15 protein-coding genes and 1 pseudogene are annotated in these 17665 nt (G+C 41.8%); 6 read left to right on the top strand and 10 right to left on the bottom strand.

What is annotated here, in order from left to right:
* The first annotated feature begins 166 nt into the window (after positions 1 to 166).
* The 6 genes from WKT08_RS00385 (at position 167) to WKT08_RS00360 (ending at position 7005) form a co-directional block, all read left to right on the top strand.
* Positions 167 to 1135, top strand: coding sequence for a thiamine pyrophosphate-dependent dehydrogenase E1 component subunit alpha (locus tag WKT08_RS00385; protein WP_298619820.1), 969 nt, complete (start codon positions 167 to 169; stop codon positions 1133 to 1135).
* Positions 1136 to 1151: 16 nt separating this feature from the next.
* The gene (locus tag WKT08_RS00380) at positions 1152 to 2144 is read left to right on the top strand and encodes an alpha-ketoacid dehydrogenase subunit beta (protein ID WP_070588982.1); all 993 of its coding nucleotides are present in this window, start codon (positions 1152 to 1154) and stop codon (positions 2142 to 2144) included.
* 269 nt (positions 2145 to 2413) lie between these two features.
* Positions 2414 to 3457: a dihydrolipoamide acetyltransferase gene (locus tag WKT08_RS00375; protein ID WP_070665775.1), complete on the top strand. Its 1044-nt coding sequence runs from the start codon at positions 2414 to 2416 to the stop codon at positions 3455 to 3457.
* A gap of 42 nt (positions 3458 to 3499) precedes the next feature.
* The gene (gene lpdA, locus WKT08_RS00370) at positions 3500 to 5206 is read left to right on the top strand and encodes a dihydrolipoyl dehydrogenase (RefSeq protein ID WP_031573220.1); all 1707 of its coding nucleotides are present in this window, start codon (positions 3500 to 3502) and stop codon (positions 5204 to 5206) included.
* A 58-nt stretch (positions 5207 to 5264) separates the two neighbouring features.
* Complete coding sequence (locus WKT08_RS00365) at positions 5265 to 6254, top strand: lipoate--protein ligase (RefSeq protein WP_340279487.1); 990 nt, start codon at positions 5265 to 5267, stop codon at positions 6252 to 6254.
* A 109-nt stretch (positions 6255 to 6363) separates the two neighbouring features.
* On the top strand, positions 6364 to 7005 hold the full coding sequence (locus WKT08_RS00360; RefSeq protein WP_340279486.1) for a hypothetical protein: 642 nt from the start codon (positions 6364 to 6366) through the stop codon (positions 7003 to 7005).
* Positions 7006 to 7092: 87 nt separating this feature from the next.
* Here WKT08_RS00360 and xerS read toward each other — a convergent pair whose 3' ends face one another.
* From xerS to WKT08_RS00310, 10 genes and pseudogenes are all read right to left on the bottom strand, one after another.
* Positions 7093 to 8163 (bottom strand): tyrosine recombinase XerS, encoded by a 1071-nt coding sequence (xerS, locus tag WKT08_RS00355; protein ID WP_118095161.1) that lies wholly within the window; start codon positions 8161 to 8163, stop codon positions 7093 to 7095.
* A gap of 192 nt (positions 8164 to 8355) precedes the next feature.
* A pseudogene (locus WKT08_RS00350) lies at positions 8356 to 9339 on the bottom strand (acetylxylan esterase).
* Between the two features lie 105 nt (positions 9340 to 9444).
* The gene (locus WKT08_RS00345; RefSeq protein ID WP_340279485.1) at positions 9445 to 10212 is read right to left on the bottom strand and encodes an alpha/beta hydrolase; all 768 of its coding nucleotides are present in this window, start codon (positions 10210 to 10212) and stop codon (positions 9445 to 9447) included.
* Between the two features lie 67 nt (positions 10213 to 10279).
* Positions 10280 to 11851: a signal recognition particle protein gene (ffh, locus tag WKT08_RS00340; RefSeq protein WP_201089168.1), complete on the bottom strand. Its 1572-nt coding sequence runs from the start codon at positions 11849 to 11851 to the stop codon at positions 10280 to 10282.
* A gap of 34 nt (positions 11852 to 11885) precedes the next feature.
* A complete protein-coding gene (locus WKT08_RS00335; RefSeq protein WP_003016592.1) occupies positions 11886 to 12218 on the bottom strand; it encodes a putative DNA-binding protein in 333 nt (110 codons plus the stop codon).
* Positions 12219 to 12298: 80 nt separating this feature from the next.
* Positions 12299 to 13243, bottom strand: coding sequence for a 3-oxoacyl-[acyl-carrier-protein] synthase III C-terminal domain-containing protein (locus tag WKT08_RS00330; RefSeq protein WP_049473213.1), 945 nt, complete (start codon positions 13241 to 13243; stop codon positions 12299 to 12301).
* A 12-nt stretch (positions 13244 to 13255) separates the two neighbouring features.
* Positions 13256 to 14521, bottom strand: coding sequence for a F390 synthetase-related protein (locus WKT08_RS00325; RefSeq protein ID WP_340279484.1), 1266 nt, complete (start codon positions 14519 to 14521; stop codon positions 13256 to 13258).
* Positions 14487 to 15314: an MBL fold metallo-hydrolase gene (locus WKT08_RS00320; RefSeq protein ID WP_023918122.1), complete on the bottom strand. Its 828-nt coding sequence runs from the start codon at positions 15312 to 15314 to the stop codon at positions 14487 to 14489. Before WKT08_RS00320 ends, WKT08_RS00325 begins: the two co-directional genes overlap by 35 nt.
* Positions 15289 to 16266, bottom strand: a complete 978-nt coding sequence (locus WKT08_RS00315; RefSeq protein WP_340279483.1) for an NAD-dependent epimerase/dehydratase family protein — start codon at positions 16264 to 16266, stop codon at positions 15289 to 15291. Before WKT08_RS00315 ends, WKT08_RS00320 begins: the two co-directional genes overlap by 26 nt.
* Positions 16263 to 17540, bottom strand: a complete 1278-nt coding sequence (locus tag WKT08_RS00310) for a glycosyltransferase (RefSeq protein WP_340279482.1) — start codon at positions 17538 to 17540, stop codon at positions 16263 to 16265. Before WKT08_RS00310 ends, WKT08_RS00315 begins: the two co-directional genes overlap by 4 nt.
* Positions 17541 to 17665 lie beyond the last annotated feature (125 nt).

Genomic DNA, 17665 nt, shown 5'->3' with positions numbered 1-17665 from the left:
GAAGAAGAGAAAAGATTGTGAAATATTGTATTTGGATTTTAAAAAGCTTATAAAACCTTCTTCCAAGGAATAAAGTTTGTGAAATCATTTGAGCATTATTTTTGACAGTGCTTTCATTTTTGGCTAGAATGAAAGAGAATGAATAAATGCTAAGAAAGGCGAAATGATGGCAACATTAGATAAAAGTCTCTTATTGGAAATGTTCCGTAAAATGGAAGAAATCCGTCGCATGGACTTAAAAATTGCACAGTTAGTAAAAAAAGGGAAAGTGCCAGGAATGACGCACTTTTCTGTTGGGGAAGAAGCGGCTAACGTTGGCGCTATGTTGGCTTTAAACAATGATGATTTGCTGACATCTAACCACCGTGGACACGGACAAGCCATTGCTAAAGGAATCGATTTGAATGGCATGATGGCTGAAATCCTGGGGAAATATACGGGTACTTGTAAGGGGAAAGGCGGCTCCATGCATATCGCTGACCTCGATGCTGGTAACCTTGGTGCTAACGGGATCGTTGGTGGTGGTATGGGAATTGCAGTAGGTGCTGCCCTTACTCAACAAATGAAAAAGACTGGTAAGATTGTCGTCTGCTTCTTTGGCGATGGTGCAACCAATGAAGGTGTCTTCCACGAAGCGGTCAATATGGCTTCCATCTGGAACCTCCCAGTTATTTTCTACTGTATCAATAACGGTTATGGAATCTCTGCTGACATTAAGAAAATGACCAATGTCCAGCATATTCATGAGCGTAGTGCTGCTTATGGCATTCCTGGAATGTTTATTCCTGATGGGAACAACGTTATTGATGTCTATGAAGGATTTAAGAAGGCAGTCGATCACGTCCGCTCTGGTAAAGGCCCTGTCTTGATCGAGAGTGTCACCTATCGTTGGCTTGGTCACTCATCTTCAGACCCTGGTAAATACCGGACCCGTGAAGAAGTCGAAGAGTGGAAGAAGAAAGATCCAATCGAAAACCTTCGCAAGTATCTCCTTGAAAATGAGATTGCGAGCGCAGAAGAATTGGATCAGATCCAAGAAGAAGTAAAAGAAGCAGTTGAAGCTTCAGTGAAATTTGCGGAAGAAAGCCCATTCCCTCCACTCGAATCAGCTTTCGAAGATATTTACGCAGACTAAGGGGGAGTAGAGAATTATGGAAACTAAATTAATGTCTTTCCGCGATACCATTATCCTTGCTATGTCTGAGGAAATGCGTCGCGACGAAAATGTATTGTTGATGGGAGAAGATGTCGGAGTGTTCGGTGGAGACTTCGGTACTTCTGTAGGGATGCTGGAGGAATTCGGTCCAGAACGTGTTCGTGACTGTCCGATTTCTGAGGCTGCGATTTCAGGAGCAGCAGCTGGTGCAGCCATGACCGGACTTCGCCCAATCGTTGATATGACCTTCATGGATTTCTCAGTGATTGCCATGGATGCTATTGTCAACCAAGCTGCTAAAACTCGCTACATGTTTGGTGGTAAAGGTCAAGTGCCGATGACTATTCGCTGTGCTGCTGGGAATGGAGTTGGTTCTGCAGCCCAACACTCCCAATCGTTAGAATCATGGTTTACTCATATTCCTGGTTTGAAAGTTGTTGCTCCTGGTACGCCAGCGGATATGAAGGGACTGCTTAAGTCTTCTATTCGCGACAACAACCCCGTTATCATTCTTGAATATAAATCAGAATTCAACCAAAAAGGGGAAGTGCCAGTTGATCCAGACTACACGATTCCACTTGGTGTCGGAGAAATCAAACGTGAAGGAACTGACATCACTGTCGTAACCTACGGAAAAATGCTTCGTCGCGTGATGCAAGCTGCTGAAGAATTAGCAGAAGAAGGGATCTCAGTAGAAGTAGTAGACCCACGTACCTTGGTTCCACTTGATAAAGAGATCATCATTAATTCTGTCAAGAAGACAGGAAAAGTAGTCCTTGTCAATGATGCCCACAAAACAAGTGGCTATATTGGTGAAATTTCAGCTATTATTTCTGAATCAGAAGCATTTGATTACTTGGATGCACCAATCCGCCGTTGTGCGGGGGAAGATGTGCCAATGCCTTACGCACAAAACCTTGAAAATGCAATGATTCCAACAGTTGAAAGCATCAAAGATGCTATTCGTAAAACGTACAATAAAGAATAATACATAACATAAATTATGTAATGTCATTTAAATTAGAGCACGGGCTAAAAGCTAGGAAAAAAGATAAATCTCCTTGACTTCATCGAAGTCTGCGTTGATTTCCTATTTTTCGGTCGCTTTTAAACGCCCTTTGCATCTTGTAACTGAATCCGGACGGAGGACTGTGAAAAAAAGATAGATTTTCTCGTGTTCATGGAACACAGCGTCAATCTTCTATTTTTTCTTTGTCCTCTACGTCCTTAATATCTTGTAATAGAATAGGAGAGGTCATGGCTGATGATAAGCTAAGAGCGACTCCTGCGGCTAGAAAATTAGCGGATGATCTAGGGATCAACCTCTATGATGTTTCTGGTTCAGGCGCAAACGGTCGTGTCCACAAAGAAGACGTGGAAACCTATAAAGACACAAATGTGGTTCGCATTTCACCACTTGCAAAACGAATTGCTTTAGAACACAATATTGCTTGGCAAGAGATTCAAGGAACTGGTCATCGTGGCAAGATCATGAAGAAGGACGTCCTTGCTTTCCTTCCTGAAAATATTGAGAATGAGACCATTAAGTCACCTGCTGAAATCGAGAAGGTGGAGGAAGCTCCAGATAATGTAACACCTTATGGTGAAATCGAGCGAATTCCGATGACACCAATGCGTAAGGTGATTGCTCAACGGATGGTGGAATCTTATTTGACAGCACCAACCTTTACATTGAACTATGACGTCGATATGTCTCAAATGTTGGCCCTTCGTAAGAAGGTATTGGATCCAATCATGGAGGCAACTGGCAAGAAAGTCACTGTAACAGATTTGCTTTCACTTGCAGTGGTTAAGACCTTGATGAAACATCCATACATTAACGCGTCATTAACGGAAGATGGCAAAACCATCATCACTCACAACTATGTCAACTTGGCTATGGCGGTTGGGATGGACAATGGACTGATGACACCGGTTGTCTATAACGCAGAAAAGATGACTTTATCAGAGTTGGTGGTAGCCTTCAAGGACGTTATCGGACGGACCTTGGACGGTAAATTAGCACCAAGCGAATTGCAAAATTCAACCTTTACTATCAGTAACTTGGGGATGTTTGGTGTTCAATCTTTTGGACCGATTATCAACCAGCCGAACTCTGCCATTCTTGGGGTTAGCGCAACTGTTGAAAAACCAGTTGTAGTTAATGGTGAAATTGTCATTCGTCCAATCATGAGCTTGGGCTTGACCATTGACCACCGCGTTGTCGATGGGATGGCTGGTGCCAAATTCATGAAAGACTTGAAAGCCTTGATTGAAGACCCGATTTCAATGTTGGTCTAATCAACGAGAGAGAATAGAAACAAGAAAAAAGAGGGAAATAAAATGGCCTTAGAAGTAATTATGCCAAAAGCCGGCGTAGATATGACCGAAGGACAAATCGTTCAGTGGAATAAAAAAGTCGGCGAATTTGTAAAAGAAGGAGAAATTCTCCTTGAAATCATGACAGATAAAGTCAGCATGGAATTGGAAGCTGAAGAAGATGGCTACCTGATTGCTATCTTGAAAGGGGATGGCGAGACTGTTCCTGTAACAGAAGTGATTGGTTATCTTGGTGAAGAAGGGGAGAACATCCCAACAGCTGGAGCAGCAACACCAGAAGCGAGTCCAGTGCCAGCTGCAGCAAGTGCTTCAAATGATGACAATAAGAGCGATGATGCTTATGATATCGTTGTTATTGGTGGTGGACCTGCTGGTTATGTTTCTGCCATTAAAGCAGCTCAATTGGGTGGTAAGGTTGCCCTTGTTGAGAAATCTGAACTTGGTGGAACATGTTTGAACCGCGGATGTATCCCAACTAAGACTTACCTACATAATGCTGAAATCATTGAAAATATCGGTCATGCGGCAAACCGTGGGATCATCATTGACAATCCTAGCTTCACAGTGGATATGGACAAGGTTCTTGAAACTAAGAACAAGGTCGTAAATACTTTGGTTGGTGGTGTTGCAGGACTTCTTCGTAGCTACGGAGTTGATGTTCATAAGGGGATTGGTACCATTACGAAGGATAAGAATGTCTTGGTCAATGGCTCTGAATTACTTGAAACTAAGAAAATCATCCTTGCTGGTGGTTCAAAAGTCAGCAAGATTAACGTTCCTGGCATGGAATCATCCCTTGTAATGACCAGTGATGACATCTTGGATATGAATGAAGTCCCAGAAAGCCTTGTGATCATTGGTGGTGGGGTTGTTGGTATCGAACTTGGTCAAGCCTTCATGACCTTTGGTTCAAAAGTAACGGTTATTGAAATGATGGACCGCATCGTGCCAGCCATGGATGCAGAAGTATCTAAGAACCTTCGTTTGATCCTTGAGCGCAAGGGTATGACTATCTTGACAGATACTAAACTGCAAGAAATCATTGAAGAAGATGGCAAACTCCGTATCAAGGTTGAAGGAAAAGACGATATCATTGCAAACAAAGCTCTTCTTTCAATCGGTCGTGTTCCAGATCTTGAAGGAATCGGTGAAGTGGAGTTTGAATTGGATCGTGGTCGTATCAAGGTCAATGAATACATGGAAACATCTGTTTCAGGTATCTATGCGCCAGGTGATATCAATGGTACTAAGATGTTGGCTCACGCTGCCTTCCGTATGGGTGAAGTTGCTGCTGAAAATGCCCTTAAAGGAAATCACCATGTTGCTAAATTGAACTTGACTCCTGCAGCTATTTACACACTTCCTGAAGTTGCGGCTGTTGGTTTGACAGAAGAACAAGCTCGTGAGAAATATGATGTGCAAATCGGTAAATTTAATTTTGCCGCAAACGGACGTGCCATTGCATCAGATGCGGCTCAAGGATTTGTTAAAGTCATTGCTGACAAGAAATATGGTGAAGTTCTTGGAGTTCACATCATTGGTCCAGCAGCAGCTGAATTGATCAACGAAGCTTCAACTATCATTGAGATGGAAATCACTGTAGAAGAAATGCTCAAGACCATCCATGGGCACCCAACCTTCTCAGAAGTGATGTACGAAGCCTTTGCGGATGTACTTGGAATGGCCATCCATTCACCTAAGAAGAAATAAGAATAGATAGATTAGACTGGAATTATTTTCCAGTCTCTATCGTATTAGAAGGTATCTTATGAAATACATTATCAATCATTCAAACGACACTGCTTTTAATATTGCTTTAGAGGAATATGCTTTTAAGCATCTTCTTGATGAAGATCAAATCTTCCTTCTTTGGATCAACAAACCATCTATCATTGTAGGTCGTCACCAAAATACCATCGAAGAAATTAACCGTGACTATGTACGCGAAAACGGTATTGAAGTAGTCCGTCGAATTAGTGGTGGTGGAGCTGTTTACCATGATTTGAACAACCTAAACTATACTATCATTTCAAAAGAAGATGAAAACAAGGCCTTTGACTTCAAGAGCTTCTCAACTCCTGTGATCAACACCTTGGCTCAACTTGGGGTTAAGGCTGAATTCACGGGTCGTAACGACTTAGAGATTGATGGCAAGAAATTCTGTGGAAATGCCCAAGCTTACATCAATGGTCGGATCATGCACCATGGTTGCCTTCTTTTTGACGTTGATTTGTCAGTCCTTGCTAATGCTCTCAAGGTCTCTAAAGACAAGTTTGAGTCTAAAGGGGTTAAATCGGTTCGTGCACGTGTGACCAATATCATCGATGAATTGCCAGAAAAAATCACGGTTGAAGAGTTCCGTGACTTGCTTTTGGACTACATGAAGAAAGAATATCCTGAGATGACAGAATATGTTTTCTCGGATGAAGAATTGGCTGAAATCAATCGTATCAAGGAAACCAAGTTCGGTACCTGGGATTGGAACTATGGAAAGTCTCCTGAATACAATATCCGTCGTGGCACTAAATTCCCAAGCGGTAAGGTTGAAATCTTCGCTAATGTCATTGAATCCAAAATCCAAGACATCAAGATCTACGGTGACTTCTTCGGTATCGAAGATGTTGCAGCAGTAGAAGATGTTCTTCGTGGTGTCAAATACGAACGTGAAGACGTCCTCAAAGCCCTTCAAACCATTAATCTAGGCCGTTATTTTGCAGGTATCACTGCAGAGGAAATTGCTGAAGCGGTGGTGGAATAAAGTAAAGGATATCCATTTAACATGGATATCTTTTATCTTAAACTTGATATTTAAATACCATGAGTGTACAATATAGAAGAAATCTGAACACAAAAGGGGATTATATTCGATGATGAAAATTCCAGTGGAAAATCTTGGTCTATTTGAACAGTTAGATCGTATAGTAGTGGCTTTTTTTAGAAAGCAACAATCTTTAAGTCCTTATGATTTGAATGTCAGTATTACACAAGAACACCTTGACCAGAAAAAGCAGGAGTTAGAACCATTAGGTTATCAAGCTGTCCAACTACCATTAGGAATGGCTTTAGATAACGTCATCCAGCAACCTCATTATGAAAACTTAATCATTGGTGGTCTTGCTCCTGAGGAAATAATCGTTAGCAAAGAAGAATTAATGCCTTTGAAAGATATAGTGGATAGCTTTTGTATTATGTACGCTGCAGCGAATAACAGATTGGAAAATAGTAAAGCTTATGAATTAATGAAAGATAAGACGGTTTATTTTATTGGTAAACTATTTACAGATTTTCCGAAGGCCGGTGATGAAATTGCTTATTTAGGAATTGATCGAATAGCGAGTGACGGAACACCATATGAAGCAGTGAAATGCTTTTTAACGGAAGAAAGTGCAGAGAAGTACAATGGTGAAAAAAGACCGGTCACCGCTGCAAACTTGGCCTATCTAAAATCATTTTGGGGAAAACCAGTCATTATTGAGCCACACCGTAACTATTGGATCGAGTTTTTATAGAAAGTATAAAAGAGCGTAAGATTCCATAAAAAATCTTACGCTCTTTTTCTAATAGAATAGCTGTTACATAATTTACGTTATGTAATTTTATAAACTATCCAAGGCATTTTTCTGCTCATCATTAACGATATGCGTATACAAGTCAGTAACTTGTGTGCTAGCATGTCCCAGCTGGTGACTGACCAAAACCTGTGATTTGGTTGCATCATAAAGACGTGTTGCTAATGTATGGCGAAGCTTATGGGGTGTCACGCGGACTTTGAAGTCTTCAGAATACTTGGCGACCATCTTTTCAACACTAGAAGCATCAATACGGTTTGGAACACCTCGATACAAGGTTAAGAATAAAGCTGTATCAGTCTTTTCTGTCTTGTAACGTTTGTCTCGAATAGCAAGATATTGCTCGAGATAAGGCTTAGCAAAGGCAGCAACATTGACTGAGTCTCGTTTTCCACCTTTTCGAGTGACGTCAATGACCATCATCTTAAGATTGAGGTCACGAAGGTCTAGGTTAACGGCTTCAGAGAGACGGACGCCAGAGGCAAGAAGGAGTGCTATAATGGCTAAATCTCTCTCTTTATTCTTATTAAAGGAGGATAAGGCGCGATTTGAGAGTGTTTGAGGGTACTCCTGGTCGATATAGTTAAGAAAACCTTCTGTTTCATCCCCTAAAAAGAGTTTTTGCTTGATATTTTCAGCTCGAGCAGCCAAGGTTTCTTTCTTTTTCTTGGTAGCAACTTTCTTCATGACATTACGGTAGAAATAAGGTTCCCCTTGCTCGTTTTCAACTTCCTCGGTCAAATACTTATAGAGACTAGATAGTGCAGAAAGGGTACGGTTAATGGTTGTTTGGGAAACCCCGTTTTTTGTCGTATTGGCATTGAGCAGAGGACGTTCACGTAAGTAAAGAATAAAGGATTCCATGTCTTTCTTGGTCATGTGCTCCAGAACGTCTAAAGGGATCTCGGACATGGTATCAGCATCCGATATACCAGATTCCAAGACCCAGGTAAAAAATCGATCGTATTCCTTTAAGTATTCGTACAAGGTCGTAAAACTGTATGGAACAGCCAGTTTCGATTGGTAATACTCCAATACGTACCAGGGCATGACTTGTTTGAGTTTATCAATCCGTTCTAATAAGATCTCGCGTTTCATGTTTTTCTCCAAATCTTTCTATACTAGTAGTATAGCATAGCTAGACATATTTTTCAAGAAAATTATAGTTTTTCGGAAAGATGTTATAGGGGTTCTATAGGACTGTTTTGTATCTCTTTCTATACTAGATTCCTTTTAAACACAATAAAATCAGCAAACCTCATGGATCTACTGATTATTTTCTTCTCTAACTTATTTTTCTACATATCGAAATGGAATCATGCTACCACAGAGCCAATTATAGACTCGATCATTGACTTGAACGTTCATAGCTTCATGAGCATATTCTGGCATGATTAAATGCTCTTTTGGACATTCTAAGCGATTATAAATAGCAAACTGCGTTTCAGGATAACAGACATCATCATCTAGCCCTGTAATCATGTGAACCTGTCCTTTGATCCGATGAGCAAAATTTTTCACATCAATATAGGCTAAAGTCTGCATCAAACGATCTTCCGTTTCATGGAATGGATCATGGAACTTGAAATAACGGAAAAGCTCGTCATAGGCCTCGCTGGTGTTTCCAATTTCTAATACTCGTCTGAAATCTGATAAGAATGGATAAATGGCTACCGTTCGTTGGATTCGGGGATTCAATCCAGCAGCAACCAGGGCTAAGGCACCGCCTTGTGAGGCTCCGTAGCTGGCAAGTTTGCTGTCGTCAACTTGAGGGAGGCTGGCTACAATTTCAATTAACTGGTAAAGATCCAAGTAGACATCCTTATAAAAGAGCTCATCAGGGCCTTCCACGGCTCCACGGATAATCTGTCCTTTTACCGTATTTCCAAGTGGTGAGCGGTCACCGTCTGTTGAATAGCCTGACTGCCCTCTCACGTCCATAGACACAACACCATAGCCGGCTACTGTATAAGCTAACATATCAGCCCAATCCCAACAACGACCCATATAGCCATGAAAATGGAAAATAACGGGAACTTTTTGATCTGTTTTGGGGAGAACAACCCGCGCATAAACGAGTCCATCTCGTGTTCCTTTAAAGGTTAATTCATATCAAATCACATTTGGAATGCTGAAATCTCGTTCTTCGAGCTTGTATTCTGGCAGTTCAGTAATCTTTGCTAGGGCTTGATTCCAAAAAGCATCAAAATCTGCGGGAACATCATCCCATCCCTTGTAAACTTTCATTGTCTCTAGTAACTTAGGATCTTTCATAAAATCCTCCTTAGGTATGTGTAATCGCTACCAAAAATGTACCATATTTACCTAAGGATTGCAAGAGACAAATAAAAATTACATAACCGAAATTATGTAATTTCACTATAGATTCAAAAATAGACTTAATTGTTTCACTAGATCTGGATTAGTGGGTAAAGCTGAATGATGAGCCTTGCGACCGTTTAAATTCACTTCTGTATAGGCTTGTTTCTCAAAAATAGATTGTGCTGCTTGTGCACTAGAGAGAGGAACGATGCCATCTGATTTTCCAGCAAAGCTACCAACAAAATTAAGAACTTCTACTTCTTTTTCTAAGCGGTGCTTCCATTTTTGAAAATCGTTAAACATTTCTTGATTGAATTGGTAAGGACTACCAATAATAACCAGCTTGCTCACGGTCAGTTTTTTCTTTTCTAAAAAGCCACTTTCCAATAAGCCAGTCAAAACTAGTCCACCATTGGAGTGCCCGACTGCCTTGAACTCTGTAAAATAATAGTGATCAAGGAGGTAGGTGATGGCGATCTTAAGGGATTCGATTTGCTGCTTGATATTGCTGTAGCCATCTCGATTGTTCTCGAAGCCAATCACAATCATCGGATTCGGCTCTTTTGTATTTAGTCTTCCTTCCATCTCTATAGAATCATCTTTATTGACCTTTATTTTTAAGAGACTTTGCTTTTTTCTAGAAAAGCGATGGAGCATGCGAATGGTTCCATTGAATCGCTGGATACTTGCTGAACTCCCGGGGACAAAGATGATTGGTCTGATCGGTGGTTTCTTCGACCCTTTAGGAAATTCAAAGGGCTTGCTGTGCGAAGAAAACAATCTTGCAAAGAAACGAATGACTTGTTGAAATAGTTTTTTTAACATGTTTCCTCTAGTAGTAGTTTCTAAAAGAACCCAGAACAGTGTGTTCCAGGCCCTTATTAGAAAACGATTATTTCCGTTTTTTCTTATTTTTGCGCATTTGTTTGGCCATCTTGTTCATCGCCCGTTTCATCATAAATTCACCGGCTTTTCCTTTGAGACCGCCACCAAACATTTGGCTCATATCAGGCATTCCAGCGCCTCCGCCAAGAGCTGATAAGTCAGGCATCCCACCTTGTCCCATCATCCCTTCGAGGGCAGACATATCGGGCATTCCGCCAGGCATATTCTTCGGCATATTATTTGGATTCAGCCCCATTTGCTTCATCATCTTGTTCATATCGCCAGAGAGGACGCCTTGCATCATCTGTTTGGCTTGGTTAAAGTCCTTGATGAATTTGTTGACTTCGACAAAGCTGTTTCCTGAACCAGCGGCAATCCGACGGCGACGGCTAGGGTTCAACAAATCTGGATTTTCGCGTTCAGCTGGGGTCATAGAAGATACAATCGCGCGTTTCCGAGCAATTTCTCGTTCGTCGACCTTGAGGTTCTTCATGGCTGGATTGTTAGCCATACCTGGAAGCATCTTGAGCAGATCTTCCATCGGTCCCATGTTTTGAACTTGGTCTAACTGATCGATGAAATCGTTGAAGTCAAAGGTATTTTCCCGCATCTTCTCAGCGAGTTCAAGAGAGCGTTTCTCATCGTATTCTTGAGAAGCCTTCTCGATCAGCGTCAGCATATCCCCCATACCGAGGATCCGACCAGACATACGGTCTGGGTGGAAGGTTTCGATATCAGTGATTTTTTCACCAGTACCAGTGAACTTGATTGGTTTCCCAGTAATCTGACGGACAGAAAGGGCTGCACCACCACGGGTATCCCCATCGATCTTGGTCAAAATGACCCCGGTTACTTCGAGTTGTTCATTGAACTCACGCGCCACATTGGCTGCTTCTTGACCAATCATAGCATCGACAACCAAGAGGATTTCATTTGGCTCGGCAAGGGCTTTGACATCCCGCAACTCGCCCATGAGTTTTTCATCGATTTGAAGACGACCAGCCGTATCGATCAAGACATAGTCATTGTGGTTGGCTCTTGCTTGCTCCAAACCTTGACGAACGATCTCTACTGCAGGGACTTCTGTACCAAGTGAGAAGACAGGGACATTGATCTGTTGACCAAGGGTCTTCAACTGGTCGATGGCCGCTGGACGATAAATATCGGCCGCAATCATCAAAGGACGCGCTTTTTCTTCCTTGACTAATTTATTAGCTAATTTCCCAGCAAAAGTTGTTTTACCAGCCCCTTGAAGACCGACCATCATGATAATGGTTGGAATCTTTGGAGATTTGATAATTTCTGCTGTTTCTGAACCCAAAATCGCAGTCAATTCTTCATCGACAATCTTCACGATTTGTTGGGCAGGGTTCAAGGTTTCGATGACTTCATGACCTACAGCCCGCTCGCGGACCCGTTTGATGAAGTCTTTTACAACAGGAAGGGCAACGTCGGCCTCTAAGAGGGCTAGACGAATCTCTTTGGTTGCCTCTTGGACATCCGCTTCAGAGATTTTCCCTTTCTTACGAAGATTTTTAAAGACGTTTTGTAAACGTTCGGTTAAACTTTCAAATGCCATACTCTTTCTCCTAGTTCTGTCTTGTATTTAATCATTAGTCTCGATTATCGATACTGGAAAGTACAGAAATTTGTTCCTGTAAAAAAGGATCTTCAGGGTATTTTTCAGAAATCTGATCCAAAATCTGACTACGAACAATGTAATCGGAATACATATGGAGTTTCATTTCGTAGTCTTCCAAAATCTTTTCTGTACGTTTAATATTGTCATAGACCGCTTGACGGCTCACTCCAAACTCTTCTGCAATCTCAGCCAAGCTGTAGTCATCTGCGTAGTAGAGCTCGATGTAGTTCATCTGCTTGTCCGTCAAGAGCGCTGCATAAAACTCAAAGAGCGCATTCATTCGGTTGGTTTTCTCAATTTCCATACCTTTCATTATATCAAAAAAGCCCGCTAAAGACTAGCGGGACTTGAAGCTTTTTGAGCTTGAAATGAGAGGATTCATCATCAGAGTTTCAGTGCCAACATATTGACCGTCATCCCTGCTGCAGTTCCCATCAAGAAGATGGTATCTCCTTCCTTCACATAGCCATGATCCAGTGCATAGGCTAGGCCGAAAGGAACGGCTACCGAAACCATATTTCCATAATCACTGACAATATTGAGGTACTTGTCTTTGCCAACGCCCAATTTGTCCATGACGAGTGGTAAGGCACGACTTGCTTGGTGAGGAATAATATAGTCTACAGCATCTTTAGAAACGCCTGATTTCTCTTCGAATTCTTGGAACATTTCTGGAATAACACGGGCAGAAAGCAAAAGGATTTTCTTCCCTTTCATGTCAAACATGAAATCAGTCTTTGTTGAGTCAGAGTACAATTTCGGATGATACGCTGTCAAACCACCACGAATTTCGGTGTCATGGGCTCCCTCTGACCAGGTACGTTGCATGCTAGCAATGATTCCTTTATCTTCTTTTGTTGCTTCAAAAATAAAAGCTGCGGCTCCATCGCTAAACAGTTCAAAGCTTTCTTTTTGTTTGGGATTAAGCCCTAGGCTTCCTACTTCACTGGATACAATCAGCACCCGTTGGTATTCTCCACCTTCAATCAGATAAGAAATGGTGCTTAAGGCTGATACAAAACTGGTACAGGTAGTATTGATATCCATGGCAGGAATCGTCAGTCCCTTGGCCACGCGCTCATGGATCAAAGCAGCTGTACAAGGGATGGGCTGAACACCAACTGCACTAGCCGAAACCAGGCAGTCGATGTCTGCCATTTCAAGACCCGCATGGTTTAAAGCAGCTTCGATCGCACGGGCTGCAAGATCAATCTGTGTTTCTTCTCCTTCTTTCACGCGGTAACGAGTCTGGTCTTTGAAAGAAACTGTATGAGCTGGAAGCGCTGTTCCATAGCCTTTAATTTGCAAATGTCTTTTTACAGTAGTCATAGGATTCTCCTTTTATTGAAGTCGTTGAACACGTTTTAATTTACGTGTTGGGTCCCATTGGTAATCGATAAATTGAATACTTGGAAGAATGAATTGTTTTTGCTGAGCTAAGAGTTCGAATTGAGCAAAAATCGCTTGCTCAATAGACTCTGTCCGGTGACTCAAGGCAATGGTAATGGATCTATCTGCCAACTGAGTTACTTGATAGTCCTGAATATTTTCGACAAAGAGAATACACCGTCGAATAAAATCCGGATAGATCATCTGGCTACTGCCATCTTCTTTTTTGAAATAGAAGATATCATCTGATCGTCCTTCGATCTTTGCGATTCGAGTAAAGACGGAACCACAAGGGCAAGGAGATTTTTCTTCTACCAAAATATCATTGAGGCGGTAGCGATAGATCGGTTGACTGGTTCGTTTGAAATCCGTAATAATCGGATAAAAGCGGCTATCATCTAGGTACTCTTTTTCGACATACAAAATATCTTCGTTAAGATGTAGATTGCCTTCTGAACAGGTACAAGCTAAAAATCCCTCTGTCGCTTGGTAGACCTGATCAACCGTGTCTAGTTGAAAGGCTTTGGCGATTGTCTCAGCATCTCGTTCCTCTAGGATTTCTGCGACAGAGACAACCTTGACGGGTTGGATCGCAAGTTGCTGATTGCTGACATAGTTGGCTAACTCAATCGAGGTTGAAGCTGGTGCGACCACAATAGTTGGTTGATAGTCTTTGAGACGCTCTAAATGCTCCTTGCTATCCTTGAAAATATCAAAATATTCCAAGCGGATAAGGCCTGAGTTAATGGTTTGATAAAGTTCATTGTCCGCTCGTAAGAAAAAGGCAATGCGATGACCAAATAGTTTTCCTTTCGGAAGCATCTTGGCTAAGATCGCTGCAGCCCACATACTTCTCTCTTTTTCTGTGGTGACAAAAACTCCTCGGTGGCCTGAAGTCCCAGAAGACAAGCCTACTGCTACTTCTCCATTCATCTCAGTAAAATCTCGCGTCTGTTCTCCGCGAATCGCCATCTCTAAAGCCTGATCTCGATCCACCCCTAGGGTATTGAGTTCATTGAAATGTGTCATCATAAACGATTTATCCATGGTTCCAAAGGATTCGGGAGAATGGGTTTGAAAATAGGGAGACTGAGAAGTGATAAAAGCATGGTAGCGCGCCAATTGCTTATATTGATATCGCTTCAAGGCCTCTTTTGAACGGAATCGGTGGCACCATCTGGTTTCAATAAAGGTTTTCAGAAAGACTATTTTTTTCATTTAAAATCCTTTCAATCCGATCTTGCGGGTCGTGGCTGACCACAACTTGAATGCCATCTTGCAAGAGTGTTTCCAGCAAATCAGCTCCTTTTAAATAAGCCTTCTTATCATCCTGAACCAAGGAAGGAATGAGACGCATTTGCCGTGTGAAAGGCAAGAGGTCTACTCCCCAAGAAAGATCTGCTCCGATGAAGAGTTTGAGCTCATCCAGATAAAGACAACCTTGCCCTCTCGCATGTCCATCAATAGACGATACAAGAATGCTCCCATCACCAAAAAGATCCGCAGTCGGGCGATAGGGGAAAGCAGGATGCCTTTGATCTGCTTTGAGACAAGTCACCCGATCTTTGAAATCAGCTGGCAAAAACTCTTTAAAAATCAGATCTTTAAATTTCGGTTTTTGGTACACCTCATAGACTTCCCGGGTAACAAAGAAATGAGCATTTGGAAAAAGTGCTGCTCCGCCGAGATGGTCAGGGTGCAGATGCGAAAGAATCACATAAGTAATTTCTGCTGGATCAATCCCACGCTCTTGCAATAAATAATCGATCTGGTCTTCTTTTTTCATCTGCATTGGGGTGGCTAGACGGTACCAGAAATACCGTGCTTTTTTCTTAATCTCGAAGTGATAGCCGGTATCATACAAAATATAGCCTTTTTCACGATGATGAATCAAAAAGACACCTGCTGGAAATTGCATTTTTTCATTCGGAATCCCTTTAAATAAGAGACCAGAATGACTGCTACAATAGCCTGCTGGAAAATAATCAATGCGCTTGATCATGTTGGACATAGTTGTCAATCCCTTCTTCAATGGTCATTTTTGGATAGTAGCCAAGTTCGGTTTGGGCCTTTTGAATATCGAGGGTTTGGCTATATCGAAGGAGATAATAGGTATAGCGAGTCAATGGAGGTTCAGCTTTCAGATGGAATAATCGATACACTCCTTCAAGGCTATAGGCCGCACCTGCTATAAGACCTGCCGGAATTTTCCGATAGCGAATCGGCTCTCCTAATCCCTTTAATGTTGTTTCGATCAAATACTTAAAGGTCTTTGGTTCTCCATTTGTAATATTATAAACTTGTCCGTGTGCTTCTTTTGCTTCCAGAGCCAAGCGAATGGCTAGGGCAACATTTTCCACACAGGTCATATCCATCAGCTGCTCTCCTCCTCGAATCAAAGGAATTCCAATTTTTCGACTGAGGCGTAAGACACGAGGCAAAATGCTGGTATCCCCCACACCAAATAATCCTCTAGGACGCAAGATGATACTTGGCACATCCGGATAGTCAGAAAAAAGTTTTTCAGACGCCAATTTGCTTCGGATATAATTGTTGAGGTGATTTTCTTTTGGAGCATCGCTTTCCTTAATGTTTAATTGGTCTTTTCCAGCTGCGTAAATACTGGGAGAAGATACGTAAACCAAGCGTTTTACCGCATATTCACGGCACAAGTCAAGGACATTTTTAGTGCCAACTACATTAGCCTGATAGAAGGCCTTCCAAGGTCCCCAGGTAGTGGATAAAGCTCCAGCGTGAACCACAGCATCAACAGACTGAAAGGCTTGTCTTAATTCCTCAATAGCGCTCAAATCCCCTTTGATAAATTGGACGCGATCATTTTCCAGAGTCTTCCCAATTTTTTCATTTCGGCCAAAGGCTACAATGGTATAATCGTGAGCCAACAACTCATCGATCACATATTTTCCAAGGAAGCCAGTCGCACCTGTTACAAGTATTTTCATAGTTTCCCATCCGTTCCACGTCTTAATAATCGTTGAATTTCAAACTCCAAGGTATCCAACGGCTTGTAGGTTTTTGAAAGTTTGTTTAGTCTTTCTAACTTTTCCCAAGATTCTTTTTCTAATAGGGCATTAAAACCTGCTTGAATCTCTTCGGTGCGATTGCGATGAGCTTGAAAGGCAATTCCTGCTTCTACTCCTCGAATCGCATAGTCAAATTGGTCATAATCATGTGGCAAGATCAAGGCTGGTTTTTTAAATTCGATACACTGATAAAAGATTCCAGCTCCTCCATGGTGAATGACATAGTCCATCTGCGGAATATATTCTTTGTAAGGCAGATAAGAGACGAGCGTCACATTTGGTGCTACATCTTCTTCAGAAAAGTCTTTTGCCCCATCTCCTAAGGTGACGAAAAAGTGACATTCTGGATGCTCTTTGGCCAACTGCTTGGTTTGTTCTAGCAAATTCTCCTTTGCCCAAGGCAACTGGGTTCCACATGTCACGAGTACCTTCGTCTTGTCCTCGTAAGAACTGATGTCTAAAGGATAATCTTCTGCTTTTTCAAGAGAAGTCCCCAAAGGGCCAAGCCACGCATATTGATGAGGGAAGTGTGTCTTCAACTCTAGCTCCATCATCCCAATTCCAAAGATGGCATAAGGAGAGTAGATGGTCTCCACTCCATTTTGATTGTACAACTTGAAATTGTAACGTTTTAAGCGTTTGCGTAAGAGGAAAGCCCCACAGTATTTTCCAATGCGCGTGAGTTTACGGCATAGTGCTTGGATCTTCTCTTCCTTCTTCGTACGCGCGACTCCCATCCCTCCGAAGAAGCAAGGAGGACCATAAGGAGTTTCGATTGCAAATTGTGTTGCCATGGTGGTAATCCAAGGAATTTCTAACTCTTCTGCCACAAAGCCTGCTGATAGAGTGATAAAGTCAGCAATGACAATATCTGGACGGTTGACACGCCACTCCTCTAGCAATTGATCTGATACATGATTAATCAAATCCAGACTCTTGGATAATTGCCGATAAGCTGAAAAAAGATTGAGTTTCTTATCGTTATTCGCCGCGCGTTCAAATTCTTCTACTTTGTCCTCTAGAATTGGAACGACAGTGAAGCCAAGACTTTCTGCAACGGCCTTTTTCTGAGGTCCTGTGAAAACCCGGATCTCCATCGAAGGATCATCTAACAAGGGTTTAACGAGATTTAAAGTTGGGTACAGATGCCCGCTCAAGGGAACAGCTACCACATCTATTTTAATTTTTTTCATTTTTTCCTGCCTTATATCTCTTATTAAGCTTTAAAACCTGCTTCTATCTATTAATTCGTAAAAAAAATCAAAAATTGAAGAAAAAATAAAATTTTTTTAAATCTTTTATTTTTGACCGTACTATC

Source organism: Streptococcus sp. HCA-5024, from assembly GCF_037890265.1.
Taxonomy (GTDB): domain Bacteria; phylum Bacillota; class Bacilli; order Lactobacillales; family Streptococcaceae; genus Streptococcus; species Streptococcus lingualis.
Note: the sequence above shows the minus strand (reverse complement) of the source record. Positions and strands in the feature narration are given on the sequence as shown.